Here is a 24,422-nt window from a genome sequence, read left to right as displayed (position 1 = left end):
AGGCTTCCGACCGCACCTTGGTTGTTTGAGCACGGCCGACCGCTATACTCGGCTGCATCAAATCAGGTTCGGGCGCATCGATGCCGCAGTTTCTTAAAGGACGCCGTTGGCTGTGGCCGGGTCTCGTCGTGGCGACTCTTGCGGCGGCAATCGTGTTTTTCGGCGGCGCCTTCGCCAACCGGATCTACCTCGACGAAGCGGCATCGCGTGGCCAGACCACGCTGCGGTTGGCTGTGGCTGCCCTTTCGGGCCAGATGAACCGCTTCGAGCCTCTGCCCGAACTGATCGCCGACCATGACGATATCAAGGAGCTGGTCAGCGATCCGGACAATCTGGCCCTGCGCGCACGCGCTAACGATTACCTCAAGGAAATCAATGCGCTGCTGAAATCTTCCGACATCTACGTACTGCTCCCCGGCGGCGAGACGATTGCGGCGTCCAACCACGACCTGCCGATCACCTTCGTCGGCGAAAACTTCTCCTATCGGCCCTATTACCAAGATGCCATTCGCGGCAACCAGGGACGCTTCTTCGCGCTCGGCACCACCTCGCTCAAGCGCGGCTATTATTTTTCCTCGCCGATCCGCATCGGCATGGAGATCCGTGGCGTTGTCGTTTTCAAGGTCGACATCGACGCCATTGAGGCGTCGTGGAAGGGCGGCGATCAAGAGATCATCGTCACCGATCCCGAAGGCATCATCTTCATGAGTGGCCAGCCAAGCTGGCTCTACGCCAGTCTCCGGCCGCTGACCGACGAGCGCCTCGCCCGCACCGAAGCATCGCGCCGCTATGCCGATGCGATGCTGCGAGAACTGCCGGTCACCCGAAGCACCACCGACGACGGCAATCTGCTGCTCCGCATCACCGAAGGCGGCAAATCGCGCGAGTTCCTCGAACTCGCCGAACAGATGCCACAGGCGCGCTGGACGGTTCACGTGCTCGCCGACACGGCTTCGGCGCACACGCAGGCTCTGGCAGCCGTTATCTCCGCCCTTCTGGCACTCGCCCTTGCCGGTCTCGGCGGGGCAATCATCCTCCAGCGTCGCGCCCGCCTCACAGAGCGCATGCAGATGCAGCAAAGCGCGCAGATCGAACTCGAACGGCGAGTCGAGGAGCGCACTGCCGATCTGGCGCAGGTCAACAGCCGGCTGGAGACCGAAGTCGCCGAACGCCGGACCACCGAACAGCAGCTGCGCCGGACCCAGGCCGACCTCATCCAGGCGGGCAAGCTTGCCGCCCTTGGCCAGATGTCGGCAGCGCTCTCGCACGAGTTCAACCAGCCGCTGGCGGCGGTGAAGACCTATGCCGACAATGCCGCCACCCTGATCGACAGGGCTCGCATCGACGAAGCACGCGATAACGTCTCGCGCATTTCGAGCCTCGCAGACCGCATGGCGTCGATCAGTCGGCATCTCCGGAATTTTGCCCGCAAGCCCAACCAGAAGCTTGGGCCGGTATCGGTTGAAGATGTCGTGCGCGATACTCAGGAAATCGTCGCCTGGCGCCTCAAGGCCGCCGACGCCATGCTGATCGTCGATCTCGGCCCGACCCCGCTCGCCGTCAAGGCGGGCTCGGTGCGACTGCAGCAGGTGCTGGTCAACGTCATCACCAACGCGGCCGACGCGGTCGAGGGCCAGGCCGATCGTCGCATTGAACTTACCGCGCGACGCAAGGGCCCCAAGGTCACCATCTCGATCCGCGACCACGGCCCCGGTGTACCAACGGCAATTGCCGAACGCATCTACGATCCGTTCTTTTCAACCAAGGGCGTGGGCAAAGGCCTCGGTCTGGGACTTTCCATTTCCTACAATATCGTCAAAGACTTTGGCGGAGTTCTTGGAGTCTTGAACCATCCTGAAGGGGGCGCCTTGTTCACCGTCGAGCTCGATGCGGCACGCGTCGCCACCCGTGAGGCTGCGGAATGAAGCCGCCGATCGTTCTTCTTGTCGATGATGAAGACGAGTTGCGCCGTTCGACCAGCCAGTCGCTCGATCTGGCCGGCTTCACCGTCGAGGATGTTTCGTCGGCCGAACGCGCGCTCGACTTCATCACTCAAGGCTTCAACGGCGTTGTCATCACCGACGTGCGCATGCCTGGCATGGACGGCATGACGCTGATGGGCCGCATCCGGGACATCGACGCCGATATTCCAGTAATTCTGGTGACAGGGCATGGCGACGTGCAGCTCGCCGTGCGCGCCATGCGCGAAGGTGCTTATGATTTTGTCGAAAAGCCCTTCGTCACCCAGCATCTGACGGAGATGGCGGCGCGTGCCATCGACCGCCGCAGCCTGGTGCTTGAAAATCGCGAACTGCGCGCCGTCGCCGGCAAGCGCGACGACATCGAAGCGCGCCTGCCCGGCCGCAGCCAGACGATGATCGACCTGCGCTACAAGTTGCGCGCGGTCGCTGCCACCGACGCCGACGTCCTTATCATTGGCGACACCGGCACAGGCAAGGAAGTCACCGCACGCGCACTGCACGACATCAGCGGACGCGCCACAAAACCCTTCGTTGCCATCAACTGTGCCGCCCTGCCCGAGACTTTGATCGAGAGCGAACTGTTCGGCCATGAGGCCGGTGCCTTTGCGGGTGCGTTGCGTTCGCGTTACGGCAAGTTCGAGCATGCGCGCGGCGGTACGGTGCTGCTCGACGAGATCGGTTCGATGCCGACCGACCTGCAGGTCAAGCTTCTGCGCGTCATCCAAGAGCGCGTCATTACCCGCCTCGGTTCCAACGAGCCGATCGCGCTCGACGTTCGTTTCATTGCCACCAGCAAGGTCGACCTCGACGCCGAAGTCGCCACCGGCCGTTTCCGCGCCGATCTGCTCTACCGGCTCAATGTCGTGACCTTGCGCATGCCAGCCCTTTCGGCACGGCGCGAGGACGTACCACTGCTGTTTCTCCAGCTGGCGCGCGAGGCCGCCGCTCGCTACCGCCGCGACGATGTCGAGGTGCCGCCCCAGGCTATCGCGGAAGTCGCTCGCCGCGATTGGCCTGGCAATGTGCGCGAACTACGCAACGCCGCCGACCGCTTCGTGCTTGGCCTTGGCCTGCAACTGCCCGACGGGCCGGCCGAGGCCAATGGGAGTAGCGATCGTCTTGGCGATCGCGTTGCCGAGTTCGAGAAGAATGCGATCGCAGCAGCACTGCTTGCCCATGGCGGCAGCCTCAAGCCGGTCTACGAACAGCTCGGAATCTCACGCAAGACCCTCTACGAAAAGATGCAGCGCCACGGCCTCGACAAGAACCGCCTTGGCGCCATCGAGGGCCCGGACGCCTAGCCGGTCGTGTCCATGTGTGGAAATCCACACACGGCAAGAAGGCAACGTCACCTTTTCCACCCACACGCGCTGATCTCGAACGTTTTTAGCCGCTCGCAAGCGTGCGCACGCATTGCGGCACGCGCTTTCAGCCACGCTTAATTGGCCATCCACCGCCGGCGCAGGGAGGGACCAGGCGCGGGTGGAAGCACACATACAAATCCCGGGAGGATTTCATGAAGAGACTGCTCGCCTCGCTGACGGCTGCCGCAACGCTTGCCGTATTCCCGCTCGCCGCCAACGCGCAGGCCTATCCTGAGCGCACCATCACCGTCGTCGTTCCGTTCTCGGCCGGCGGCCCGACCGATACGGTCACGCGCCTCGTTGCTGAATCAATGTCGAAGGACCTCGGCCAGCAGGTCATCGTTGAAAACGTCGGCGGAGCCGGCGGCACGCTCGGAGCCGGCCGCGTCGCCTCGGCCGATGCCGACGGCTACACGCTTCTGCTGCACCACATCGGCATGGCCACCAGCGCAACGCTCTACCGCAAGCTCGCCTATGACACGCTGAACGCCTTCGAATATGTCGGCCTGGTCACCGAAGTGCCGATGACGATCGTTGCCAAGAAGGATCTCGCGCCGACCGACCTCAAGGGCCTTGTCGAATACGCCAAGGCCAACAAGGACACAGTGACCGTCGCCAATGCCGGCATCGGTGCTGCCTCGCATCTGTGCGGCATGCTGTTCATGAGCGCCATCGGCACGCCCTTGGTCACCGTTCCCTACAAGGGCACGGGTCCGGCCATGACCGACCTTCTCGGCGGCCAGGTCGACATCATGTGCGACCAGACCACCAACACCACCAAGCAGATCCAGGGCGGCACCATCAAGGCTTACGCCGTGACTTCGCCGAAGCGCCTCGACGTGCTTGCCGACGTGCCGACCACCAAGGAAGGCGGCCTCGAAGGCATGGAAGTTGGCATCTGGCACGGCCTCTACGCGCCCAAGGGCACCCCGGCTGAGGTGACCGAGCGCCTGTCCAAGTCGCTGCAGGCGGCCCTCAAGGACCCCAACGTCGTTGCCCGCTTCGCCGAACTCGGCACCGTGCCGTCGTCGGAAGCCGACGCAACCCCGGCAGCGCTCAAGGCCAAGCTCGAAGGCGAAATCGCACGCTGGAAGCCGATCATCGAGAGCGCCGGCCAGTTCGCCGACTAAGGCACCTCGCCTGTGGCGGAAATCGATCGCGTAAAGCGCTGCCCTCATCCGCCTGCCGGCACCTTCTTCCCGTGAACGGGGAGAAGGCAGACTGCCGCAGCCTCTTGCCAATCGCCGACGCCTAGGAATGAGACAGGCGTCAGATGCCAGTTCCTTTCTCCCTGTCAATGTACGGGGAGAAAGTGCCGGCAAGCGGATGGGGGCAGCGTGACGCAGCTATTCACATCAGGCGCCAGCAGAGGGCCTTCCCATGAAAAACCTCGCCATCGATCCCACCAACGCCGCCTGCGGAGCGATCTTCGTCGCCACCGGCGCGTTTTTCGCCACCCAGTCGCTGGGTCTCGACCTGGGCACCACATTCCGCATGGGACCGGGCTATTTTCCGCTGGTCCTGGCTTGCGTGCTGATCGTTCTCGGCCTCGTCGTCATCGTCCAGGCCACCCGGGTCGAGGGCGAGCCGATCGGCCCGATCGCCTGGCGCGGCATGGCCTTCATCTTGCCGGCGCCGATCTTCTTCGGCCTCACCGTGCGCGGGCTTGGCTTCGTTCCGTCGATCTTCCTGACCTGCCTGATCGCTGCTTTTGCCTCGGCGCGGATGAAGCCGCTCGCCGCTGTCATCCTCTCCGCCGGAGTGACGCTGTTTTCGGTCGCCGTGTTCAGCTACGCGCTCGGCCTGCCGTTCCAGCGCTTCGGCCCCTGGCTGCCGTTCTAAGGAGGATGTGATGGAACTCTTCGACAATCTCGCGCTCGGCTTCTCAACTGCCACAACGCTCTCCAATCTCGGCTTCTGCCTGATCGGCGTCTTGCTCGGCACCCTCATCGGCGTGTTGCCCGGCATCGGCGCCACCGCCACCATCGCGATGCTGTTGCCGATTACCTTCCAGATCGGCGATCCGGTCTCCTCGCTGATCATGCTCGCCGGCATCTATTACGGCGCGCAGTATGGCGGTTCGACCACAGCCATCCTCATCAACATGCCGGGCGAATCCTCCTCCGCCGTCACCGCCATCGACGGCTACCAGATGGCACGCAAGGGCCGCGCGGGAGCCGCGCTCGCCATCGCCGCCATCGGCTCGTTTTTCGCTGGCACGGTTTCGACCTTCCTGGTCGCCATCTTCGCCCCGCCGCTGACGGCAATCGCGCTGCAATTCGGTGCGGCCGAGTACTTCTCGCTGATGGTGGTCGGCCTCGTGTCGTCCATCGCCCTCGCCCATGGCTCGATCATCAAGGCGCTGGCGATGGTCGTCCTCGGCCTTCTGCTCGGCCTCGTTGGCACCGACATCTACACCGGCACGCCACGCTTCACCCTTGGCATCCGCGAATATGCCGACGGGCTCAACTTCGTTGCGGTCGCGGTCGGCGTGTTCGGCGTCGCCGAAATCCTGCGCAACCTCGAAAGCGAAAAGACCCGTGAAGTGCTGATGGCCAAGGTTTCGGGCCTGATGCCGACGCGCCAGGATTTCCGCGAGATGGCAGCACCCATCCTGCGCGGCACGGCCATCGGCTCGGCACTCGGCATCCTGCCTGGCGGCGGCGCGATCCTTGCGGCCTTTGCCTCCTACACCGTCGAAAAGCGCGTCTCCAAGCACCCTGAAGAGTTCGGCAAGGGTGCAGTGGCAGGCGTCGCCGGCCCGGAATCGGCTAACAATGCGGGTGCGCAGACCTCGTTCATCCCAATGTTGACGCTTGGCATCCCGGCCAACCCAGTCATGGCGCTGATGATCGGCGCGATGATCATCCAGGGCATCGTGCCTGGCCCCAATGTCGCCACCGAGCAGCCGGCTCTTTTTTGGGGCATCATCGCTTCGATGTGGATCGGCAACCTGATGCTGATCATCCTCAACCTGCCGCTGATCGGGCTGTGGGTGAAGCTCTTGACCGTGCCCTACTACGTGCTGTTTCCGATCATCATGGCGTTCTGCGCCATCGGCGTCTACAGCGTGAACTCCAACGTCTTCGACCTCTACGCCGTCGCTTTCTTCGGCCTCGTCGGCTACGCGCTGGTCAAGCTGCGTTGCGAGCCGGCACCTTTGCTGCTCGGCTTCGTGCTTGGGCCGCTGCTCGAGGAAAACCTGCGCCGCGCAATGATCCTGTCGCGCGGCGACCCGACCACCTTCGTCACCCGTCCGATCAGTGCGCTACTGCTCGCACTGGCTGCCTGCGTGCTGATCGTGGTGTTGCTGCCGGCAGTGCGCAAGAAACGCGACGAGGTCTTTGTCGAAGAAGAAGCCTGACGCACGCAACTGCGCGCCGACCCAAGCTTGGGTCGGCGCGCATTGGTTGCAGCATGGAACTGCGGGGCTCCAGGTAAATGAGCATAGCGGTGCATAAACGCGAATGGTGATTTGACCACGCGTCTGGTTCGCGTGAATTTGAATATCGGATGTGAGCGAGGCGCTTCGAACCCCAGCCACCCGGTTTGACGACGCATGCTGCGACGATTGCTTTTTTGGCCCGCTGTGTAAATCGATCCCCCGCCCTCACGGCGGGTTCTTTTTGGGCATGGGCCAGCCGGCCGTCAGTGGCGACGGGCCGATAAATTGCGGATGCGTCTAGCCGTCCGCAGGCGTCGTCAGACGAACATCATGATGACGATGCCCCCGACCACGACCAGAACAAGTCCGGCAATCAGCATTGGAATCAGGGTGCTATCTTGGTTGGCTTCAGGCACGAGCGTTTCTCCGATCAGTCAGCTCGGTAAAATGACCTCGACCAGGCAGGCGCTCTTTGCGCCAGCGCAAACAAAACCCAATCCGACGCGCTCGCAGATCGGCAACGACGGCTTGTCATGCGTGAAAAAAGCCCGCGCCGAATGGGAATACAGCGCGGGCGAGCACAGTTGGGATCAAGTGCAAACAGAGGGTGATGCACCCGATAAGGGCTATCATAGTCAAATCCGGCGGCAGCTTTTTGCGCTAGATCAAATTGATCGCGCAAGTTCGATCCCCTTGCTGCCGAGCCCCTTTCGATTTACGCCATGCTGCAGGCAGTCAAGTTAAAGACGGAAAGGATTGCGGAACGTAAATCTGTCGCAATCGCCATGAAAAATCCGAGAATGAAAACTTCAAAGACGGCCGCGACTGCGCTTCTCGTTTCGGCTTGGTTAGGTACGCCCATCGCCGCAGCAGGCGATTTCGGCACTGAGACGCTTGCCCTGATCAATGCCTACAGGGTGAGCCGAGGCCTCTCGCCGCTAGCCTCTCACCGCACGCTGGAGGCTTTGGCGAGGCAACATAGCCGGTACCAAGCGGCAAGAAACAGCCTCGGCCATGATGGCTTCCGCCAGCGATCAGCCCAAGCAAAGGCTGCCGGCCTCAGCGTCGTATGTGCGGAGAACGTTGGTTATAACTATCAAAACGCACAGCAGCTTTTTGCGGGATGGAAGAACTCGGCACACCATCGGACGAACTTGCTTCGGCCCAACATCCGCTACGCGGGTGTTTCCGTAGTTGGCCCTTATTCGACTTTCTTCGCTTGCCGATAGTGCCGGCCGCCCGGATAACCGGGTCAACGGCAATGTTCCGCCTCAAGCAGTCATACGCAACCGCCCTCAAGCCGTTCAAGGGCCGCTGCCTTGAACTGGTGGTCTATGAGCTGTTCAAGTGGGAAGTGGTGCCCCCGGCAGGAATCGAACCCGCGACCTTCGGTTTACAAAACCGCTGCTCTACCATCTGAGCTACAAGGGCAATTTGCTCCGGTTAGCATATTTTTCGGCCCAGTAAAGACAATTTCGAGAGAATGGCGAAGCATCCCCAGGCAGCGCGGTCTGAGGGACCTAAAACTGCGCACAGGTGCTCACTACATGTTTGCAGCGGGTCGACAGGACCCTGCTCGGAGGTGATGGATGCTCAGGTTTGTGATCATTGCGGTGGTGGTGATTGTCGCCTGGCTGCTGTTGCTCAAGCTGTTTCGCCAGATCAAAGAGGCGCAGGTCGACTGGACCGGCGTCGCCGCGATCATCGGTTTCATCGCGCTCGCCTTCTATCTGCGCCACGTCACCGGCCTGGGCTGACCTCATTGCGCACAAGCTGGTGTTTGCTGGGCAGCCGACGTCATTGTCTCCGCAAACACCACACGATTGCGCCCTTGCTCCTTGGCCTCGTAGAGGCAGCGGTCGGCAAGGCGCATCAGTTGCGACGTCGGCTGCTGCCCGTCTGATACGACCGCTCCTATGCTGACACTCAACGGATGCGGGTGTCCTTCGACCGGATGGAAGACCAGTTGTTCGACCTCCATGCGAATCCGCTCTGCAATAGCTTCCGCGTCGTCGCGATTTGTCGCAGGCAATAAGACGCAAAACTCCTCGCCGCCGACACGTCCGACAAGGTCATGCTCGCGGATAGAGATCCGCAACGCGTTTGAAATCAGCTTGAGCGCCTCGTCGCCGACGAGGTGACCGAAGCTGTCGTTGATGTTCTTGAAATTATCGGCGTCGATCAACAAAAGCGCGCCGTGATCGCATTTGCGCCGCGCTTGTTTCGACTTCTCGAAAAAGGCCTCCCGGTTCAACAGGCCGGTCATCTGGTCATGGGTAGCCTTTGTCTTGAGCTGAGTATGGGCCTCCTGCAGCTCGGCAAGTGCCCGCTTCAGCTTTTCGTTCTGCCAGAAAATCAGGAAGCCGGCCGGAAACGCTGTCAGCACGGGCAGGATCGAGTTCATCGCGAAGACGAACGCCGTGAAGGGCTGGCCGGCCGAATAGCGGATCGAAAACGATACGATTTGGCTCACGACGATGACGGCAATGGTGATCAAGCTGGCCTTGAACGCGATCTTCCACACGGCGTTGTCCCTGCAGTTCGTGCCCCCTCTTGCAGTGGTGGATAGCGGTTGAAACTTAATGCTTTGCCATCCGGGCACAGATGTACAGAGATCGCATTGGTCCGAGTGAGGTCCGCGCCTGGAACGTCGCAGTGTTCCATGTTCAACATTCACCCAGGCCCGGTGACGACCAAGAAACTCGTAGGTAGCGGCATATGTGAGATCGCCTGGGGCGGGGGCCGGATAAGCTATGGCCAACAGGCCTGGCGACATAAGGCGCCTGTCCGCTCCCTTTGCTTCGACAAATCAGCATGCTACCCCCGTTGCGGCGGACGACATCGGCGTTCGGACCGCCTGTAGGGAGCACATGGACGCCAAGTCGCTGACATTCTCGTTCGCATCCTCCGGCACAGCGGAGGCCGACGCCGCGGCCGAGCGCCTTTCCAAGCGCTATGGCCAGACGTCTTACGATCAGGCCGACATCGTTGTTGCCTTGGGCGGAGACGGCTTCCTGTTGCAGACACTGCGTGAGACGATGAGCACCGGCAAATGCGTCTACGGCATGAACCGTGGCACCGTCGGCTTCCTGATGAACGAATTTAATGAGAGCGCCCTACCCGAGCGACTTGCCTCAGCAGTTGCCGAAACCATCCGGCCACTGGAAATGGTGACGATCGACAATGCGGGTGTCACCAGGGACGCGCTTGCCATCAACGAGGTCTCGCTGTTGCGCCAGTCCTACCAGGCGGCACGGTTGCGCATTTCGGTCGACGGCAAGGTTCGACTGGAGGAACTGATATGCGACGGCGTGATGGTGGCAACGCCGGCTGGGTCCACAGCCTACAATCTATCGGCCCACGGTCCCATCCTGCCGCTCGACGCGCCGCTTCTGGCGCTGACCCCGGTCAGCCCGTTCAGGCCGCGACGCTGGCGCGGCGCGCTTTTGCCCAAGACCGCAGTGGTTCGCTTTGACATCCTGGAAGAACAAAAGCGCCCGGTGAACGCAGTCGCCGACCACACGGAAGTCAAGTCGGTGGTCTCGGTCGAGGTCAAGGAATCGGCAAACCATACCGCCACCTTGCTGTTCGACGCCGGTCATTCCTGGAGTGAGCGCATCCTGGCCGAGCAGTTCAGATACTGAGCTTTGGGCCACAGCTAGAAGTAAACAGCTGCAATCGCCGTGTAGGTGCCAGTTTGAGTTGACAAATCGCGCACTTACGCCTATCGCGTTGCGGCATATTGCAGGCGAGTTGCGCCTGTCGTGGCCAGATCGCCGCGCCCTTGAACGAGCAAAGACAGCCAACAAACTTGTCCGAAGACACTCAGACCGCTTCAGAAGCGTTGACCTTCGCAGACCTCGGCCTTTCGCCGAAGGTCCTTTCCGCAGTCACCGACGCCGGCTACACGCAGCCTACGCCGATCCAGGCAGGCGCGATTCCGCACGCGCTGCAGGGAAAGGACGTGCTGGGTATCGCCCAGACGGGCACCGGCAAGACGGCATCCTTCGTGCTGCCGATGCTGACGCGCCTTGAAAAGGGCCGCGCCAGGGCACGCATGCCACGCACGCTGATCCTCGAACCGACGCGCGAACTCGCCGCCCAGGTCGAAGAGAACTTCGTCAAATACGGCAAGAACCACCGGCTCAACATCGCCCTTTTGATCGGCGGCGTATCGTTCGACGAGCAGGAAAAGAAGCTTGAGCGCGGCGCCGACGTTCTGATTGCCACGCCCGGCCGCATGCTCGACCATTTCGAACGCGGCAAACTTCTGCTCACCGGCGTCGAGATCCTGGTCATCGACGAAGCCGACCGCATGCTCGACATGGGCTTCATTCCCGACATCGAGCGTATCTGTAAGCTGATCCCGTTCACTAGGCAGACGCTGTTCTTCTCGGCGACAATGCCGCCTGAAATCACCAAGTTGACCGAGCAGTTCCTGCACGCGCCTATACGCGTCGAGGTCTCCAAGGCAGCATCGACCAGCACCAACATCACCCAGCGCCTCGTCAAGTCCGGCCCCAAGCCGTGGGACAAGCGCGAAACGCTGCGCAAGCTGATCAATGCCGAAGGCGACGAGATCAAGAACGCCATCATCTTCTGCAACCGCAAGGTCGACGTGTCGGAACTGTTCCGCTCGCTGGTCAAGCACGACTTCGACGCCGGCGCCCTGCATGGCGACATGGATCAGCGCGCCCGCATGGCGATGCTCGCCGGCTTCCGCGACGGCAAACTGAAGCTCCTCGTTGCCTCCGACGTTGCCGCGCGCGGCCTCGACATTCCCGAAGTCAGCCACGTTTTCAACTACGACGTGCCGATTCATGCGGAAGACTATGTCCACCGCATCGGCCGCACCGGTCGTGCCGGACGGCTGGGCAAGGCCTTCACCATCGTTACCAAGTCCGACACCAAATATGTCGACGCCATCGAGCGACTGACCGGCCTGCCAATCGAATGGCACGATGGCGACCTTTCGACGGTGATCGCCAGCGAAGGCGAGGACGAGGCTCCGCGCCGTGGCCGTGGCGCACCGCGCCGTGCCGGCAAGGAAAAGCATGGCCGTGAGCGCGACCGCAAGCCGCGTGAAGAAGCGCCCGTCGCCCAGGCAGCAGTTGTCGCAAGCGAAGCTCCGGTCGACAACGTGGTATCCGACATCAACGAGCGCCGTGAGCGCAAGGAAGCGATCCGGAACGGCAACGCCGATCGCAAGCCGCGCGAGCATGAAGACAAGCCGCGTCGTGACGACAATCGCGGCCACCGCCGCAACAATCGCGATCGTGAAGAAGACGACGACCGCACGGTCGGTTTCGGCGACGACCTGCCGGCCTTCATGCTGATCGAGACAAATATCTGAGAGCCAAGCGTCTCAAAGAAAACGGCTCCTTCGGGGGCCGTTTTCTTTTGGCGACTGAAGCAATTCAACGAGCAGCGACGCCCTTTGCGGTTGGTTTAGCCAGCGCCCCAATGAAAAACGGCCCCTTGCGGGGCCGTTTTCTTTTGCTTGATTGAACCGCTCAGGTAAGCGGCGACAGCTGTATCTCGACACGACGGTTCTGCGCGCGGCCCTCGGCCGTTGCGTTGGAAGCGATTGGCCGGGTTGCACCGAAGCCGGTGACGGCGAAGCGACGCGAATCGACACCCTGGGAGCCGAGGTAGTTGGCCACCGACAGCGCACGGCGCTGCGACAGGTCGAAATTGTGCTGGTCGCCGCCGGTCGAATCGGTATGGCCGAACACGTCGACCGTGGTCTGGCTGTACTTCTTCAGCACCAGCGCAACCGAATTGAGGGTGTTGTAGAAGCCCGACTTCACGGCGTCCTGGTCGCTGGCGAAGGTAATGTTGGACGGCATGTTCAGGATGATCTGGTCACCGGCGCGGGTGACACTGACGCCGCTGCCCTGAAGCTGGGCGCGCAGTTCGGATTCCTGCCTGTCCATGTAGCCGCCGGCAAGGCCACCAGCCAAAGCGCCAACGCCCGCGCCGATCAGCGCGTTGCGGCGGTCATTGCCGCCGGCAAGCAGGCCAAGGCCCGCACCGGCAAGCGCACCAATACCTGCGCCTGCTGCGGCGTTCGAAACCTTCTGCTGGCCCGTATATGGGTCGGTCGTGCAGGCGCCAACAAACATGCTGCCAGCCAGCGCGAAAATCACTGTCTTCTTCATTTAAGGATGTCCCTCTCAGTACCCGCGAAACGCAACGGCGCTCCACGCAAAGCCCTTCACCGGCCTTGTAGCATGAAATGCGGCGAAAAACGGAACGGCAGCAGTAACAAGCGAGCAAACTCGAACCCGCCTTGCATGAGAAATTTTGCCTGTTACCGCAGCTTCCTTCCGTCGATCACCGCAACCTCGATCTTGTCGAGCTCGAAGTCGTCGAACAGACGCGAATTGAACATAATCGATTTTGCGCCGCCGCCCCACTGGCAACAGAACACAATAGCAGGCGCTGCTCACACAATGGCGTCAGGAACATCGTCAGCAACCGCGATCAATATGATTTCGATGGCACAAACAGGCAGATGGTCCGGGTGTTGTCGGCGCCGTCGACCGAACACCAGTGGTATTCGCCGTCCGGCGAGGGTTTGACGCGGGCATCCTGATAGGTGACGACCTCTCCGGTGCCCTCGATGACATAGCCCTGCGGGCGCTCGCTGATCGCCTTCTTCGGCACCTCGCGGCAGTCATAGCCAGAGCAACAGGCAAAGGGATAGGTCCAGCCCTTTGGCGCGTCGTGCGAAAAAGCGGGCGGGACGTTGAGAGCAATCAGCACAAGGGCAGAGACAGCAAGCGCATATCTCCGCGGCGGGCGTTTTCCTGGGCACAACATGACGCGTTCCCCTGAGATCTCCTCCCAAGCGAATCCTCCGCCCGCATGCTTAACGAAAAGTTACCGCAAGATGTTCCAGCAACCGGTGCCCGGTCATCGCTACCTGCGGATGACCGGGTGCAAGTTACGGAAGGAAGCTAGCCGCTAGTCGAGATCAGCGACCGCCTGCCCTGCCCCGCCTTCGATACGCTGCGACAGCGACGCCTCCATGAAGTCGTCAAGGTCGCCATCGAGAACGTCGGACGGGCTTGTGCTTTCGACGCCGGTGCGAAGGTCCTTCACCAGCTGGTAGGGCTGCAATACGTAAGAACGGATCTGGTGGCCCCAGCCGATATCGGTCTTCGACGCCTCAGTAGCGTTGGCCGCAGCTTCGCGCTTCTTCAGCTCTTCCTCGTAGAGGCGCGAGCGCAGCATTTCCCAGGCCTTCGCCTTGTTCTTGTGCTGCGAGCGTTCGGCCTGACAAGCGACAGCGATGCCGGTGGCGATGTGCGTGATGCGCACCGCCGAGTCGGTGGTGTTGACGTGCTGGCCGCCTGCGCCCGAAGAACGGTAGGTGTCGATGCGGACATCCGATTCCGAGACGTCGATTTCGATCGAATCGTCGACGACCGGATAGACCCAGATGCTCGAGAACGACGTGTGGCGCCGTGCATTGCTGTCAAAAGGCGAGATGCGGACAAGCCGATGGACGCCCGATTCCGTCTTCAGCCAGCCATAGGCATTGTGGCCCTTGATGAGGAGCGTGGCGGATTTGATGCCGGCTTCTTCGCCGTCATGGACTTCCAGAATCTCGACCTTGAAGCGGCGGCGTTCGGCCCAGCGCGTGTACATGCGCAGCAGCATGTTCGCCCAGTCCTGGCTCTCGGTGCCGCCGGCGCCGGCGTGGACTTCGAGATAGGTGTCGTTCTTGTCGGCTTCGCCCGACAGCAGCGACTCGATTTGGCGCGCCCGGATTTCACCGGCCAGCGAACGGATGGCGGTTTCGGCTTCGCTGATGATGTCAGCATCGCCTTCCTCCTCGCCCATCTCGATCAGGCCGATATTGTCTTCCAGCGCCTGGCTGAGCCCCTGGATAGAGCGGATGCTGTCGTCGAGCGACTGGCGCTCGCGCATCAGCTTCTGCGCCTCCTGCGGGTCGTTCCAGAGGTTGCCGTCCTCTGCCCGCATGTTCAGGTAATCAAGCCGTTTTACCGCCTGATCCCAGTCAAAGATGCCTCCTCAGCAGGCTTATGGCCTGCCTGATTTCGTCGACAATGTTCTGCGTTTCCGCGCGCATGGAGATTGCTTCTTTTTGCTTGTTTCGCACCCGAAGGCGGCTTGTTGAATCCGCGCGGAACATAGGGATGAGGTCGCCCTGTGTAAAGCAAAATGGGCGGGAGCCATGTGCTCCCGCCCGCCAGCTTTGTCGTGCCCTGCGTTGCCTAGCCGACGTAAGCCGCTTCGAGTTTGGCGACGTCGATCTTGGTCATCTGCAACATCGCCTGCATCACCCGGCTGGCCTTGGCGCCATCGGCATCGCCGAGCAGCCGAGGCAAGGCTTCGGGAACGACCTGCCAGGAAAGGCCGAACTTGTCCTTCAGCCAACCGCACTGGCCGGGCTGGCCACCTTCCGACAATTTGGTCCAGAAATAGTCGACCTCGGCCTGATCCTTGCAGTCGATGGACATCGAGATCGCTTCGGTGAACTTGAAGTGCGGACCGCCGTTCAGGGCGGTGAAACCCATGCCCTCAAGCTCGAACTCGGCCACCATGACGCTGCCGGCGGGCCCTGGCCCTGCCTCGCCATATCGGGTCATCTTGCCGATCTTCGAGTTCTTGAACACCGATGTGTAGAACTTGGCGGCCTCTTCGGCCTGGTTGTCGAACCATAGGAATGGGCTGATCTTCTGCATCACTCTCTCCCTGCTTTGAAATCGGACTGCGCCACCATCGAGGCTGCTGCTTCAAGGACGATCGAGCAACGAACGCTCCGACATGACTTCGGAGTTCGCGTACGCCCCTCGACGCCCATTCAATAACTGAAAGGCTATATAACTATTTGGCTATTTGCAAGAGGCAGATGGACCGCCATTCGAACACAACAAAAAATGCGCGCGGCTTGGCCACGCGCATTTGTCAGTTCCGTCAAAGGGTCCAGCTGATGCCGGACTGGACTGCGATCTTAGTAGAGGCCGCCGCCACCTTCGCTGATGGCCTTGCTGGCCTGCGGCGAGAGTGCTCCGCCATAACCATTGGTGCCGTCCTCACCCATGCCGATGACCCAGTAGCTGTCGGCGGGTCCGGTGCCGGGCTTGAACGCTTCCATGATCGTGCCGGGCGCACCTTCCGACGCCTGCATGCCGGTCTTGCGGTCGATCGAAATCACCTTCATGCCGGCCGGAACGACGAAGTCGACCTTGGGCGTACCGTCGAGCGCCACGGTCATGAAGTCCTTGAACACGGGTGCTGCGAGACCGCCACCGGTGGTGCCCTTGCCGAGCCCCTGCGGCTTGTCATAGCCAAGGTACAGTCCGACGACGAGGTTGGGCGTATAGCCGACGAACCAGGCGTCCTTCTCGTCGTTGGTCGTTCCTGTCTTGCCCGCCATCGGACGGTTGAGCGACAGCAACGTCGTTGCAGTGCCGCGCAGGACCACACCTTCCAGCATCGAGGTGATCTGGTAGGCCGTCATCGGGTCGAGCACCTGCTCGGAATTGTCGACCAGTTCCGGCTCGGGCTGGTTGGCCCATTCGGTGGCGACACATCCTTCGCAGCCACGCTCGTCATGCTTGAACACCGTCTTGCCGTAGCGGTCCTGGATCCGGTCGATCAGCGACGGCTTGATCTGGCGGCCACCATTGGCCATCACCGCATAAGCTGAGACCATGCGCATCACCGTGGTCTCGCCCGCGCCCAGCGCCATCGGCAGATACGGTGCGAGCTTGTCGTAGACACCGAAACGCTCGGCATATTCGGCAACCGTCTTCATGCCCATGTCGTTGGCCAGGCGCACCGTCATGAGATTGCGCGAGCGCTCGATGCCGGCGCGCAAGGTCGACGGTCCAGCGGCCTTGCCATCATAGTTCTTGGGCGTCCAGGAGGTGTTGCCAGACTGGATGGTGATCGGGCCGTCCATGATGACGGAGGCCGGCGTGTAGCCGTTGTCGAGCGCAGCCGCATAGACGAAGGGCTTGAATGCCGAGCCGGGCTGACGCATCGCCTGGGTCGCGCGATTGAACTCGGACTGCGCGAAAGAGAACCCGCCGACCATGGCGAGCACGCGGCCAGTGTGCGGATCCATGGCAACGAGGCCACCTTCCACTTCCGGCACCTGGCGCAGCGCATAGCCGGCGCCACCCTCATTCTTCTGGACGTAGATCACGTCGCCGGCCTTGAGCACTTCAGCGGGCGAATTTGCCTTGAGGCGCTTGCCGGCGGCGACATAACGCATGGCAAAGCTCATATCGTCCTTCGACACGGAGCTCTGCTCGCGATCCTTGGACAGAGCGCCGGATACTTCGCGCTTGGGCTGCAGGCCGATGTCGAGCCCGGTCTTCGAGCTGTCGAGAACAACGGCCAAGCGCCATTCGGGAACGTCGCCCAGAGCCTTGACCGCCCCAAGTGCCGTGCCCCAATCGCCAGAAATGTCGATGTTCTTGACCGGACCGCGATAGCCGCGCAGGCGATCATATTTCTCCAGGCCCGACTGCATGGCCTTGCGCGCCATGGCCTGAAGCTTCGGGTCGAGCGTGGTGCGAACCGACAGGCCGCCTTCATAGAGCGCGTCCTGGCCGTAGCGCGCAATCAATTCGCGGCGGACTTCCTCGGTGAAATATTCGCCAGCGAAGACGTAGGTGCCGGTACGGCGCGGCGTCACGCCGAGCGGCTCAGCCTTGGCCTTCTCGCCCTCCTCGCGCGAAATGTAGCCGTTGACCACCATCTGCTGGATTACCCAGTTGCGGCGCTCGACGGCGCGCGCGGCGTATTTGAACGGGTGATAGTTGGACGGTCCTTTCGGCAGAGCCGCGAGATAAGCGGCCTCTGCCACCGTCAGCTCGTTCACCGACTTGTCGAAATAGGTCAGCGCCGCACCGGCGATGCCGTAGGCGCCAAGGCCGAAGAATATCTCATTGAGGTAGAGTTCGAGGATACGGTCCTTGGAATAGGCCTGCTCGATGCGGAACGACAGGATGGCTTCCTTGGCCTTGCGGTCCATCGTCTGCTCGTTGGAGAGCAGGAAGTTCTTGGCGACCTGCTGCGTGATGGTCGAGCCACCTTGCGTCGGACCACCGGTGACATAGGCGAGCGCGGCGCGCGAAAAGCCCATGATGTCGATGCCGGGATGATTGTAGAAGTTCTTGTCTTCGGCCGATAGGAACGCCGCCTTGACGCGATCGGGCACGGCCTGGATCGGCAGATAGAGCCGGCGCTCGCGCGCGAACTCGCCCATGAGCGCGCCATCGGAGGCGTGGATGCGCGTCGTCACGGGCGGCTCGTATTTGGCGAGCACCTCGTAGTCGGGAAGTTCCTTGGTGAGCTGGCCGAGATAGAGCGCCACGCCCGCTGCAACGACGAGCGCAAGCGTCGTGCCGATGCCGAAGAAATAGCCGATAAGACGAATCATGCCCGCTCCAGTACAAGGTTCGGGAATTTCCTAAACCAACCCGCCATCACCGCAAGCTGCAGGTACTGTCCCGATCCGCAATCGGCCACCCATGTCGCGCGGTTGTGGGCAAAATACGGCAATCGCCTCGCATGCGCCCAAGATTCTAGTCGAAAACACTATTAATGCTCGGTCCGTGACCTCTCGGCAACGCCGACGAGAAGCCCGCTGTCAGCATCAGCCGCCTGGAACGCCTCGCTCCGCGACAAAAGCCGCAACAGCCTTCGAAATGCTTGTTGCCGCCTTTTCGCGCCAATCGGCGCTGCGAAGCTGCTCTTCGTCCTGTGGATTGGAGAGGTAGCCGAGTTCGACCAGCACCGACGGCACGTCGGGTGCCTTGAGCACCTTGAAGCCTGCGGAGCGATGCGGATTGTTGATCATGCCAACCGTCGGCGTCAGTTCGCCGACCAGAGATCGGGCAAAGCGTGCCGAAAACCCATGCGTCTCTCGCCGGATCAGATCGACCAGAATATCAGAGACTTCGTGATTTTCTTCGGCAACATCGACGCCGGCAAGCTGATCGGAGAGGTTTTCGCGATCGGCCAGCGCCTGCGCGTCGGCATCGGACGCCTTGTCCGACACCGTATAGACGGTGGCGCCGCGGATACCTTTGAGTCGAATCGTGTCGGCATGGATCGAGATGAAGAGGTCGGCTTCTTGCTGGCGCGCAATACGAACCCGGTCGTCGAGGCGCAGGAACTCGTCGTCCTCGCGCGTCAGAACGACCTTGTAGGCGCTATTGGATGCCAGCTTGTCTTTCAATTCCTTGGCAAAGGCGAGCGTGACCGTTTTTTCAACCGTACCGTTCAACCCCTCGGCCCCACCGTCGATGCCGCCATGGCCAGGATCGAGCACGATCGTGAACGGCCGCTCGCCGCGATCGGCGATCTTGTTGAGCCTATCAGTCTTGGCTGTCGTCGAGCCGGTGGTCTCCGCCTGGATGGCAAGTGCCGCGTCGAACTCGCGTTCCGAGGCGGCCGCAATATCGGCAACCAGGCGATAACCGGAGCCGTCTTCGTTCTTGAGAACATCGACCTTTTCGACGTTGAAGGGCCCCTTCGAAGTCACGATCAGCCGCGAGGCGCCCTCGCCCGACGCACCGTAGCGCACACTCTTGATCAACCCGCGCGGCTTGAGGTCCTTGGCGTCGAGTGCAAGGATTGCATCGGGAAGGTCGATTACCAGGCGGTGTGGGCTGCGCAGCAGCATCCACTTCGGTTCTGGTTCGCGGTCGAAATTCATGACGATACGCATGTGAGTCGCGTCGCCGGCCATCTTGTAGTCGAGCGTCTTGATCGCTTCGGCGGCGCAAACCGGCTGGCAATTGATGCCGACGAACACGGCGAAGAATACGAACAACGCCAACATCGCACGGCAAAATGCGCCCTGGGGCGGAACGCCCACAAATGGGAGGCTCTTGCCAGTCAACGTCACGGACCCCATTTCTGTGTTGCCGCTCCAAAAGGCAGGCGCGCAGTTTGCGCGCGCGGTTGTCGTTCGCGAGCCGAATACGCGGCTCCCTCGATTAACGAGTGGTAACCAAAGAAGGTTAACCGAGTCTTTGTCGCAATGCTCCCCTCATGTCGCTGAAGGAGGCTTTGCCGGCGTCGGAAATCGGGGTTGCGCTCGACCTCGCCAAATCATAAAAGCGACATTGGATCACTGCAATCCAGGGCCCGCGCCCTCAGCGCCTTCCGCTAGGGAACCACGCGACGAGCGATGGCCCGCCTCGCATTAGAGTTAGATTTCAGTGATCGCGACGAGATTCGCAGGCGCGGCCCGTGGCGGGGTAGCGACTGCGTGAGAAAAACGGCCGGACACTCATTCCGCGCCGGCTCTGTAAGAGCAAAGTAGCTGGTCCGGATTCCCGGGCTTAGATTTGAAACAAGGTTCCGCAAGGTCACGCATTGGCCACAGACGCAATCATGGACAGGTCCGCAGGTAACCGCGCCATCACGGCAGCGGGCGGCTCCGCCATGGCGTTTTGGCTGCGACCGGCGGGCGCAAAATCATCCGGCACCCCTTCATCAGCAAACTCACGGCGGCGGACAAGTTCCCGCAAGCCGCGGCTGACGGCTGCCGGGAGGACAAATAATGCCCAACAAGATGCTGATAGACGCCTCCCACCCGGAGGAAACACGGGTTGTCGTAGTTCGCGGTAACCGTATTGAAGAATTCGATTTCGAATCACAGGACAAAAAGCAGCTCAAAGGAAACATCTACCTCGCCCGCGTAACGCGGGTTGAGCCGTCCCTTCAGGCTGCCTTTGTCGAATATGGCGGGAACCGTCACGGTTTCCTCGCCTTCAGTGAAATCCATCCCGACTACTACCAGATCCCGGTTGCCGATCGGCAGGCGCTGCTGCGCGCAGAGGCTGAAGAAGCCGAGGACGAGGAAGACGAAGACAACGAAGGCGACGATAGCAAGAGCCAGGATCGCAACCGTGGACGCCGCAGGCGCCGCGGAGGCAAGAATCGTGGTCGCGACGAAAACAAGCCCGAAGGCTCTTCCGAAGACGACGGCGATGCATCGTCCGATGACGAAGGCGAATCGGTCGCGGCGAGCGACAACGCCGACGCCGACGCCGATGCAAACGCCGGCGACTCGGCGGCTGAAGCCGTAGAAGAAAACGATGATGCCGCATCGGATGAGCGCGAGCCGACCTCGATCGCCGCATCCGTCGATGCCGATGTCGTATCCGAAAAGGCCCCAGAGCCAACCGTCACCGAGAATGAAAACGGCGGCGTGATCGAAGAAGTGCACTCGGCCCACCACGATGATCATGAGATCGAGTCGGTTGGCGCTGAAGATGCGCTTGAAGAGGTGCGCAACCGCCGCAAGCCGGTTCGCCGCCACTACAAGATCCAGGAAGTCATCAAGCGCCGCCAGATCCTTCTGGTCCAGGTGGTCAAGGAAGAGCGCGGCAACAAGGGCGCTGCACTGACGACCTATCTGTCGCTGGCTGGCCGCTATTCGGTGCTGATGCCCAACACCGCACGTGGCGGTGGCATTTCGCGCAAGATCACCAACGCCCAGGACCGCAAGCGCCTGAAGGAAGTTGTTGCCGATCTCGAAGTGCCAAAGGGCATGGGCGTCATCCTGCGCACCGCAGGTGAAAGCCGCACCAAGGCCGAGATCAAGCGCGACTACGAATATCTGATGCGCCTGTGGGAGAATGTCCGCGGCCTGACGCTGCAGTCGACAGCTCCCGCGCTGGTCTATGAGGAAGGCAGCCTGATCAAGCGATCGGTGCGCGATCTCTACAACAAGGACATCGACGAGGTTCTGGTTGCCGGCGAAGACGGCTATCGCGAGGCCAAGGACTTCATGCGCATGCTGATGCCCAGCCATGCCAAGGTCGTCCAGCCATACCGCGACATCACCCCGATCTTCGTGCGCAGCGGCATCGAATCGCAGCTCGAGCGGATGGTACAGCCGCAGGTGACGCTGAAGTCGGGTGGCTACATCATCATCAACCAGACCGAAGCGCTGGTTGCCATCGACGTCAACTCCGGGCGCTCCACCAAGGAGCACTCGATCGAGGAAACGGCCCTTCACACCAACCTTGAAGCCGCCGAGGAAGTCGCGCGCCAACTCAGGCTGCGCGATCTCGCCGGCCTGATCGTCATCGACTTCATCGACATGGAGGAGAACCGCAACAACCGCGCGGTCGAAAAGAAGCTCAAGGATTGCCTGAAGAACGATCGCGCCCGCATCCAGGTCGGCCGGATCTCGCATTTCGGCCTGATGGAGATGTCGCGCCAGCGCATTCGCGCCAGCGTGCTCGAATCGACGATGAAGCCCTGCCCGCATTGCGGCGGCACCGGCCATGTGCGTTCGGACTCCTCGGTTGCGCTGCAGGTCGTTCGCGCTATCGAAGAGTTCCTGCTCAAGGACTCGCGCAGCCACATCACGGTCAAGACGCCGGTGGCGACGGCACTCTACGTGCTCAACCACAAGCGCTCGACGCTGGTCGATCTCGAAGCCCGATTCGGCGTGACGATCACGCTTGAGGCCGACGACAGCGTCGGTTCGCAGAACCATGCCATCTTCCGCGGCGCCATTGCCGAGAAGCCGGCAAACTTCGCCCTGCCCGTCGCGGCCCCGGCCTATGAAGAGCCCGACGACATCGAAGACGAGATCGTCGAAGAGGAAGAAGAAGAGATCGTCGTCGCCGAGGCAAAGCCTGCCCAAGCGCCGCAGCCTGCGTCCGCCGAAGGCGAGCAGCACGACCGCAAGCGCCGCAAGCGCCGGCGTCGTCGGGGCGGCCGCGATCGCGAGCATGCGGCGCCGCAGGAAGGCGAGGCCGTAGCTGGCGAGGCCATTGAGGCCGGCGAGTCTCAAGATGGCGAGGCCGGCGTCGCCGTCGACGCAGCTGTTTCCGAGGTCGTCGTTGAAACCGCAGCTCCTGATACAGCTGACGATGCTGCTGCCAAGAAGCGCCGGCGCGGCAAGCGCGGTGGCAAGCGCAACCGCAAGGAAGACGAAGAGCAGTCGGCCGAAGGCGACGAACAGGTCGCATCTGACGACGCGACGGTCACCGAGACCAGCGTAAGCGAAATTGTGGTGGTTGAAGCTGCCGCCGCAGAGCCCGAAGCTGTCGTCGAAGCCAAGCCGAAAAAGGCTCCGCGCCGTTCGGCCAAGGCCAAGAAGGCTGAAGCTGAAGTGGTCGAAGCTCCTGCCGAAGAGGCAGTCGTTGAGGCGATAGCGCCTGAAGCCGAAGCCAAGCCTGAGAAGAAGGCTGCCAAGCCGCGCGCCCCGCGCCGCAAGGCAGCTGCCGCTCCGGCCGAAGATGACGTCGTCTCCGAAGCGCCTGTAGCGCTGGCAGCGCCTGTCACTCCCGTTGTCACATCCGTGGTCGAAGCCGAGGCAGCCGCCTCGACCGAGACCAAGCCGAAAAAAGGCGGCTGGTGGCAGCGCAAAGGTTTCTTTTAATAAGCTAATATAGATGACCCCGACCAGCGACATGCTGGTCGGGGTCACTACTTTTTGAGATTATTTTGCTTGCTGTCTGACACCATTTGCACCGATATACGGCGCAGCGAATGGATAGATTCATATTTTGCTTTAATACTGCCCGGAGAGACGGTCGATGACGAATGATAGCAAGATCGACATCCTAGGACTGACTGCCCATATCGTCAGCGCCTATGTTGAAAACAACAAGGTTCCGGCCACCGGCCTGCCGGAATTGATCGCCAGCATCAACGCGTCGATCCTGTCGCTCGACCAGCCCACTGAGGCGCCGGCCGAAGCCCAGCAGCCTGCGGTGAACCCGAAGCGCTCGGTTCTTCCCGACTACATCATCTGCCTGGAGGACGGGAAGAAGTTCAAGTCGCTGAAGCGCCACCTCTCGGTCCACTTCGGACTGACGCCTGAGGAATACCGCGCCAAGTGGGGCTTGCCGGCCGATTACCCGATGGTTGCGCCGAACTATGCCGCCGCCCGTTCGGAACTGGCCAAGTCGCTTGGCCTCGGCCGCAAGGCGGGCGCTACGTCCACCAGGGCAGCTGCCGCGCCAGCAAAGGCACGCGGCCGCGCCAAAAAGGCGTAATTTCTGGAATTTCAACGACGCGCTTCGGGACATCCCGGAGCGCGTTTTTTATTGTGCGGCGACAACATCCGCCGAATAGCGCATTTCACGCATGGGGCGTACGCGCTGGGTCGTGCGGTCATAGAGCGGATGGGCCTTGTATGCGGCCAGCGCTGCCTGGTCGGCAAACTCCGCATAAACGACGATGTCGACCTCGTCCGAATAGGGATCGACTTTCGTATTGACCGTCACTTCGAAGACGGTGGAATGCGGAATGCCGCCGAGCGCCGACAATTCCTCGCGGATCATCTCGACGTCCTGTTTCTGGCGCGCACTGAAGAACACGATGTGCCGGATCAAGCCGCGACTCCTTCTGCTGCTTTCGCTGGCGCCTTTTGGGTCGGCTTTTGGTCCGCGTCAATCCGCCAAAAAGCAGCAGTCCGATTCGCGCGAACGCGCTTTCAACCGGTGATCATACGCACGACGCGATGAACTTCCCGAACCGTCCCGCCTATGGCGTTACCGTGATTGTAGAAAAGATCCCAGATGAGGAACACGGTGCCGCACATGATCACAATTACATATCGCAATGCGTGCCCTCCCCGACTGCCCCGGAAACCCGTTGTTTTCGCGGGCCCTGCAAATCTCGACAGCTAAATTAGTGGACTACAATATTTAACAAACTCGCCTT

The 24,422-nt window shown here is 61.5% G+C and carries 20 protein-coding genes and 1 tRNA gene; 11 read left to right on the top strand and 10 right to left on the bottom strand.

Features of this window, described 5'->3' with window-relative positions:
• Nucleotides 1–80 precede the first annotated feature (80 nt).
• From AC1DLV_RS16755 to AC1DLV_RS16730, 6 genes are all read left to right on the top strand, one after another.
• A complete protein-coding gene (locus tag AC1DLV_RS16755) occupies nucleotides 81–1,925 on the top strand; it encodes a sensor histidine kinase (protein ID WP_476800838.1) in 1,845 nt (614 codons plus the stop codon).
• A complete protein-coding gene (locus AC1DLV_RS16750) occupies nucleotides 1,922–3,283 on the top strand; it encodes a sigma-54-dependent transcriptional regulator (RefSeq protein ID WP_476800839.1) in 1,362 nt (453 codons plus the stop codon). Before AC1DLV_RS16755 ends, AC1DLV_RS16750 begins: the two co-directional genes overlap by 4 nt.
• A gap of 215 nt (nucleotides 3,284–3,498) precedes the next feature.
• Nucleotides 3,499–4,476 (top strand): tripartite tricarboxylate transporter substrate-binding protein, encoded by a 978-nt coding sequence (locus AC1DLV_RS16745; RefSeq protein WP_476800840.1) that lies wholly within the window; start codon nucleotides 3,499–3,501, stop codon nucleotides 4,474–4,476.
• Between the two features lie 250 nt (nucleotides 4,477–4,726).
• Complete coding sequence (locus AC1DLV_RS16740) at nucleotides 4,727–5,188, top strand: tripartite tricarboxylate transporter TctB family protein (protein ID WP_476800841.1); 462 nt, start codon at nucleotides 4,727–4,729, stop codon at nucleotides 5,186–5,188.
• A 10-nt stretch (nucleotides 5,189–5,198) separates the two neighbouring features.
• Entirely contained in the window at nucleotides 5,199–6,710 is a 1,512-nt protein-coding gene (locus AC1DLV_RS16735; protein WP_476836191.1) for a tripartite tricarboxylate transporter permease, read from the top strand.
• Between the two features lie 743 nt (nucleotides 6,711–7,453).
• The gene (locus AC1DLV_RS16730; RefSeq protein WP_476800843.1) at nucleotides 7,454–7,960 is read left to right on the top strand and encodes a CAP domain-containing protein; all 507 of its coding nucleotides are present in this window, start codon (nucleotides 7,454–7,456) and stop codon (nucleotides 7,958–7,960) included.
• Nucleotides 7,961–8,086: 126 nt separating this feature from the next.
• Here AC1DLV_RS16730 and AC1DLV_RS16725 read toward each other — a convergent pair.
• A tRNA-Thr gene (locus tag AC1DLV_RS16725) sits at nucleotides 8,087–8,162 on the bottom strand.
• A gap of 158 nt (nucleotides 8,163–8,320) precedes the next feature.
• Between AC1DLV_RS16725 and AC1DLV_RS16720 the strand changes: the two genes are divergently transcribed.
• Nucleotides 8,321–8,488, top strand: coding sequence for a hypothetical protein (locus tag AC1DLV_RS16720; protein ID WP_476800844.1), 168 nt, complete (start codon nucleotides 8,321–8,323; stop codon nucleotides 8,486–8,488).
• Between the two features lie 2 nt (nucleotides 8,489–8,490).
• Here AC1DLV_RS16720 and AC1DLV_RS16715 read toward each other — a convergent pair whose 3' ends face one another.
• On the bottom strand, nucleotides 8,491–9,507 hold the full coding sequence (locus AC1DLV_RS16715; protein ID WP_476800845.1) for a GGDEF domain-containing protein: 1,017 nt from the start codon (nucleotides 9,505–9,507) through the stop codon (nucleotides 8,491–8,493).
• A gap of 94 nt (nucleotides 9,508–9,601) precedes the next feature.
• Between AC1DLV_RS16715 and AC1DLV_RS16710 the strand changes: the two genes are divergently transcribed.
• Together AC1DLV_RS16710 and AC1DLV_RS16705 are read left to right on the top strand one after the other, a co-directional pair.
• On the top strand, nucleotides 9,602–10,375 hold the full coding sequence (locus AC1DLV_RS16710; protein ID WP_476800846.1) for an NAD kinase: 774 nt from the start codon (nucleotides 9,602–9,604) through the stop codon (nucleotides 10,373–10,375).
• Nucleotides 10,376–10,542: 167 nt separating this feature from the next.
• Nucleotides 10,543–12,084, top strand: coding sequence for a DEAD/DEAH box helicase (locus AC1DLV_RS16705; RefSeq protein WP_476800847.1), 1,542 nt, complete (start codon nucleotides 10,543–10,545; stop codon nucleotides 12,082–12,084).
• A gap of 160 nt (nucleotides 12,085–12,244) precedes the next feature.
• Here the strand turns inward: AC1DLV_RS16705 and AC1DLV_RS16700 are convergent, their stop codons facing one another.
• The 6 genes from AC1DLV_RS16700 to AC1DLV_RS16675 form a co-directional block, all read right to left on the bottom strand.
• Nucleotides 12,245–12,892, bottom strand: coding sequence for a YiaD family glycine zipper/OmpA-like lipoprotein (locus tag AC1DLV_RS16700; protein ID WP_476800848.1), 648 nt, complete (start codon nucleotides 12,890–12,892; stop codon nucleotides 12,245–12,247).
• Between the two features lie 325 nt (nucleotides 12,893–13,217).
• Nucleotides 13,218–13,556 (bottom strand): hypothetical protein, encoded by a 339-nt coding sequence (locus AC1DLV_RS16695; protein ID WP_476800849.1) that lies wholly within the window; start codon nucleotides 13,554–13,556, stop codon nucleotides 13,218–13,220.
• Between the two features lie 144 nt (nucleotides 13,557–13,700).
• A protein-coding gene (gene prfB, locus AC1DLV_RS16690) for a peptide chain release factor 2 (RefSeq protein WP_476800850.1) occupies nucleotides 13,701–14,832 on the bottom strand; the annotation gives its coding sequence in 2 pieces (ribosomal slippage) (nucleotides 13,701–14,765 and nucleotides 14,767–14,832; 1,131 coding nt in all).
• A gap of 145 nt (nucleotides 14,833–14,977) precedes the next feature.
• Nucleotides 14,978–15,448, bottom strand: coding sequence for a VOC family protein (locus AC1DLV_RS16685; protein ID WP_476800851.1), 471 nt, complete (start codon nucleotides 15,446–15,448; stop codon nucleotides 14,978–14,980).
• Between the two features lie 269 nt (nucleotides 15,449–15,717).
• Nucleotides 15,718–18,159, bottom strand: a complete 2,442-nt coding sequence (locus AC1DLV_RS16680; protein ID WP_476800852.1) for a penicillin-binding protein 1A — start codon at nucleotides 18,157–18,159, stop codon at nucleotides 15,718–15,720.
• Nucleotides 18,160–18,375: 216 nt separating this feature from the next.
• Nucleotides 18,376–19,641: an N-acetylmuramoyl-L-alanine amidase gene (locus AC1DLV_RS16675; protein ID WP_476800853.1), complete on the bottom strand. Its 1,266-nt coding sequence runs from the start codon at nucleotides 19,639–19,641 to the stop codon at nucleotides 18,376–18,378.
• A gap of 651 nt (nucleotides 19,642–20,292) precedes the next feature.
• On the opposite strand from AC1DLV_RS16675, the gene AC1DLV_RS16670 reads away from it, so the two are divergent.
• The gene (locus AC1DLV_RS16670; protein ID WP_476800854.1) at nucleotides 20,293–23,133 is read left to right on the top strand and encodes an Rne/Rng family ribonuclease; all 2,841 of its coding nucleotides are present in this window, start codon (nucleotides 20,293–20,295) and stop codon (nucleotides 23,131–23,133) included.
• A 157-nt stretch (nucleotides 23,134–23,290) separates the two neighbouring features.
• Nucleotides 23,291–23,752 (top strand): Ros/MucR family transcriptional regulator, encoded by a 462-nt coding sequence (locus AC1DLV_RS16665; protein ID WP_476800855.1) that lies wholly within the window; start codon nucleotides 23,291–23,293, stop codon nucleotides 23,750–23,752.
• Nucleotides 23,753–23,800: 48 nt separating this feature from the next.
• On the opposite strand, the gene AC1DLV_RS16660 is transcribed toward AC1DLV_RS16665, so the two are convergent.
• Nucleotides 23,801–24,091, bottom strand: a complete 291-nt coding sequence (locus AC1DLV_RS16660; protein WP_476783115.1) for a Dabb family protein — start codon at nucleotides 24,089–24,091, stop codon at nucleotides 23,801–23,803.
• Nucleotides 24,092–24,192: 101 nt separating this feature from the next.
• Entirely contained in the window at nucleotides 24,193–24,321 is a 129-nt protein-coding gene (locus AC1DLV_RS16655) for a hypothetical protein (protein ID WP_476800856.1), read from the bottom strand.
• Nucleotides 24,322–24,422 lie beyond the last annotated feature (101 nt).

The organism is Aminobacter sp. 01T433 (assembly GCF_056398585.1).
Note: the sequence above shows the minus strand (reverse complement) of the source record. Positions and strands in the feature narration are given on the sequence as shown.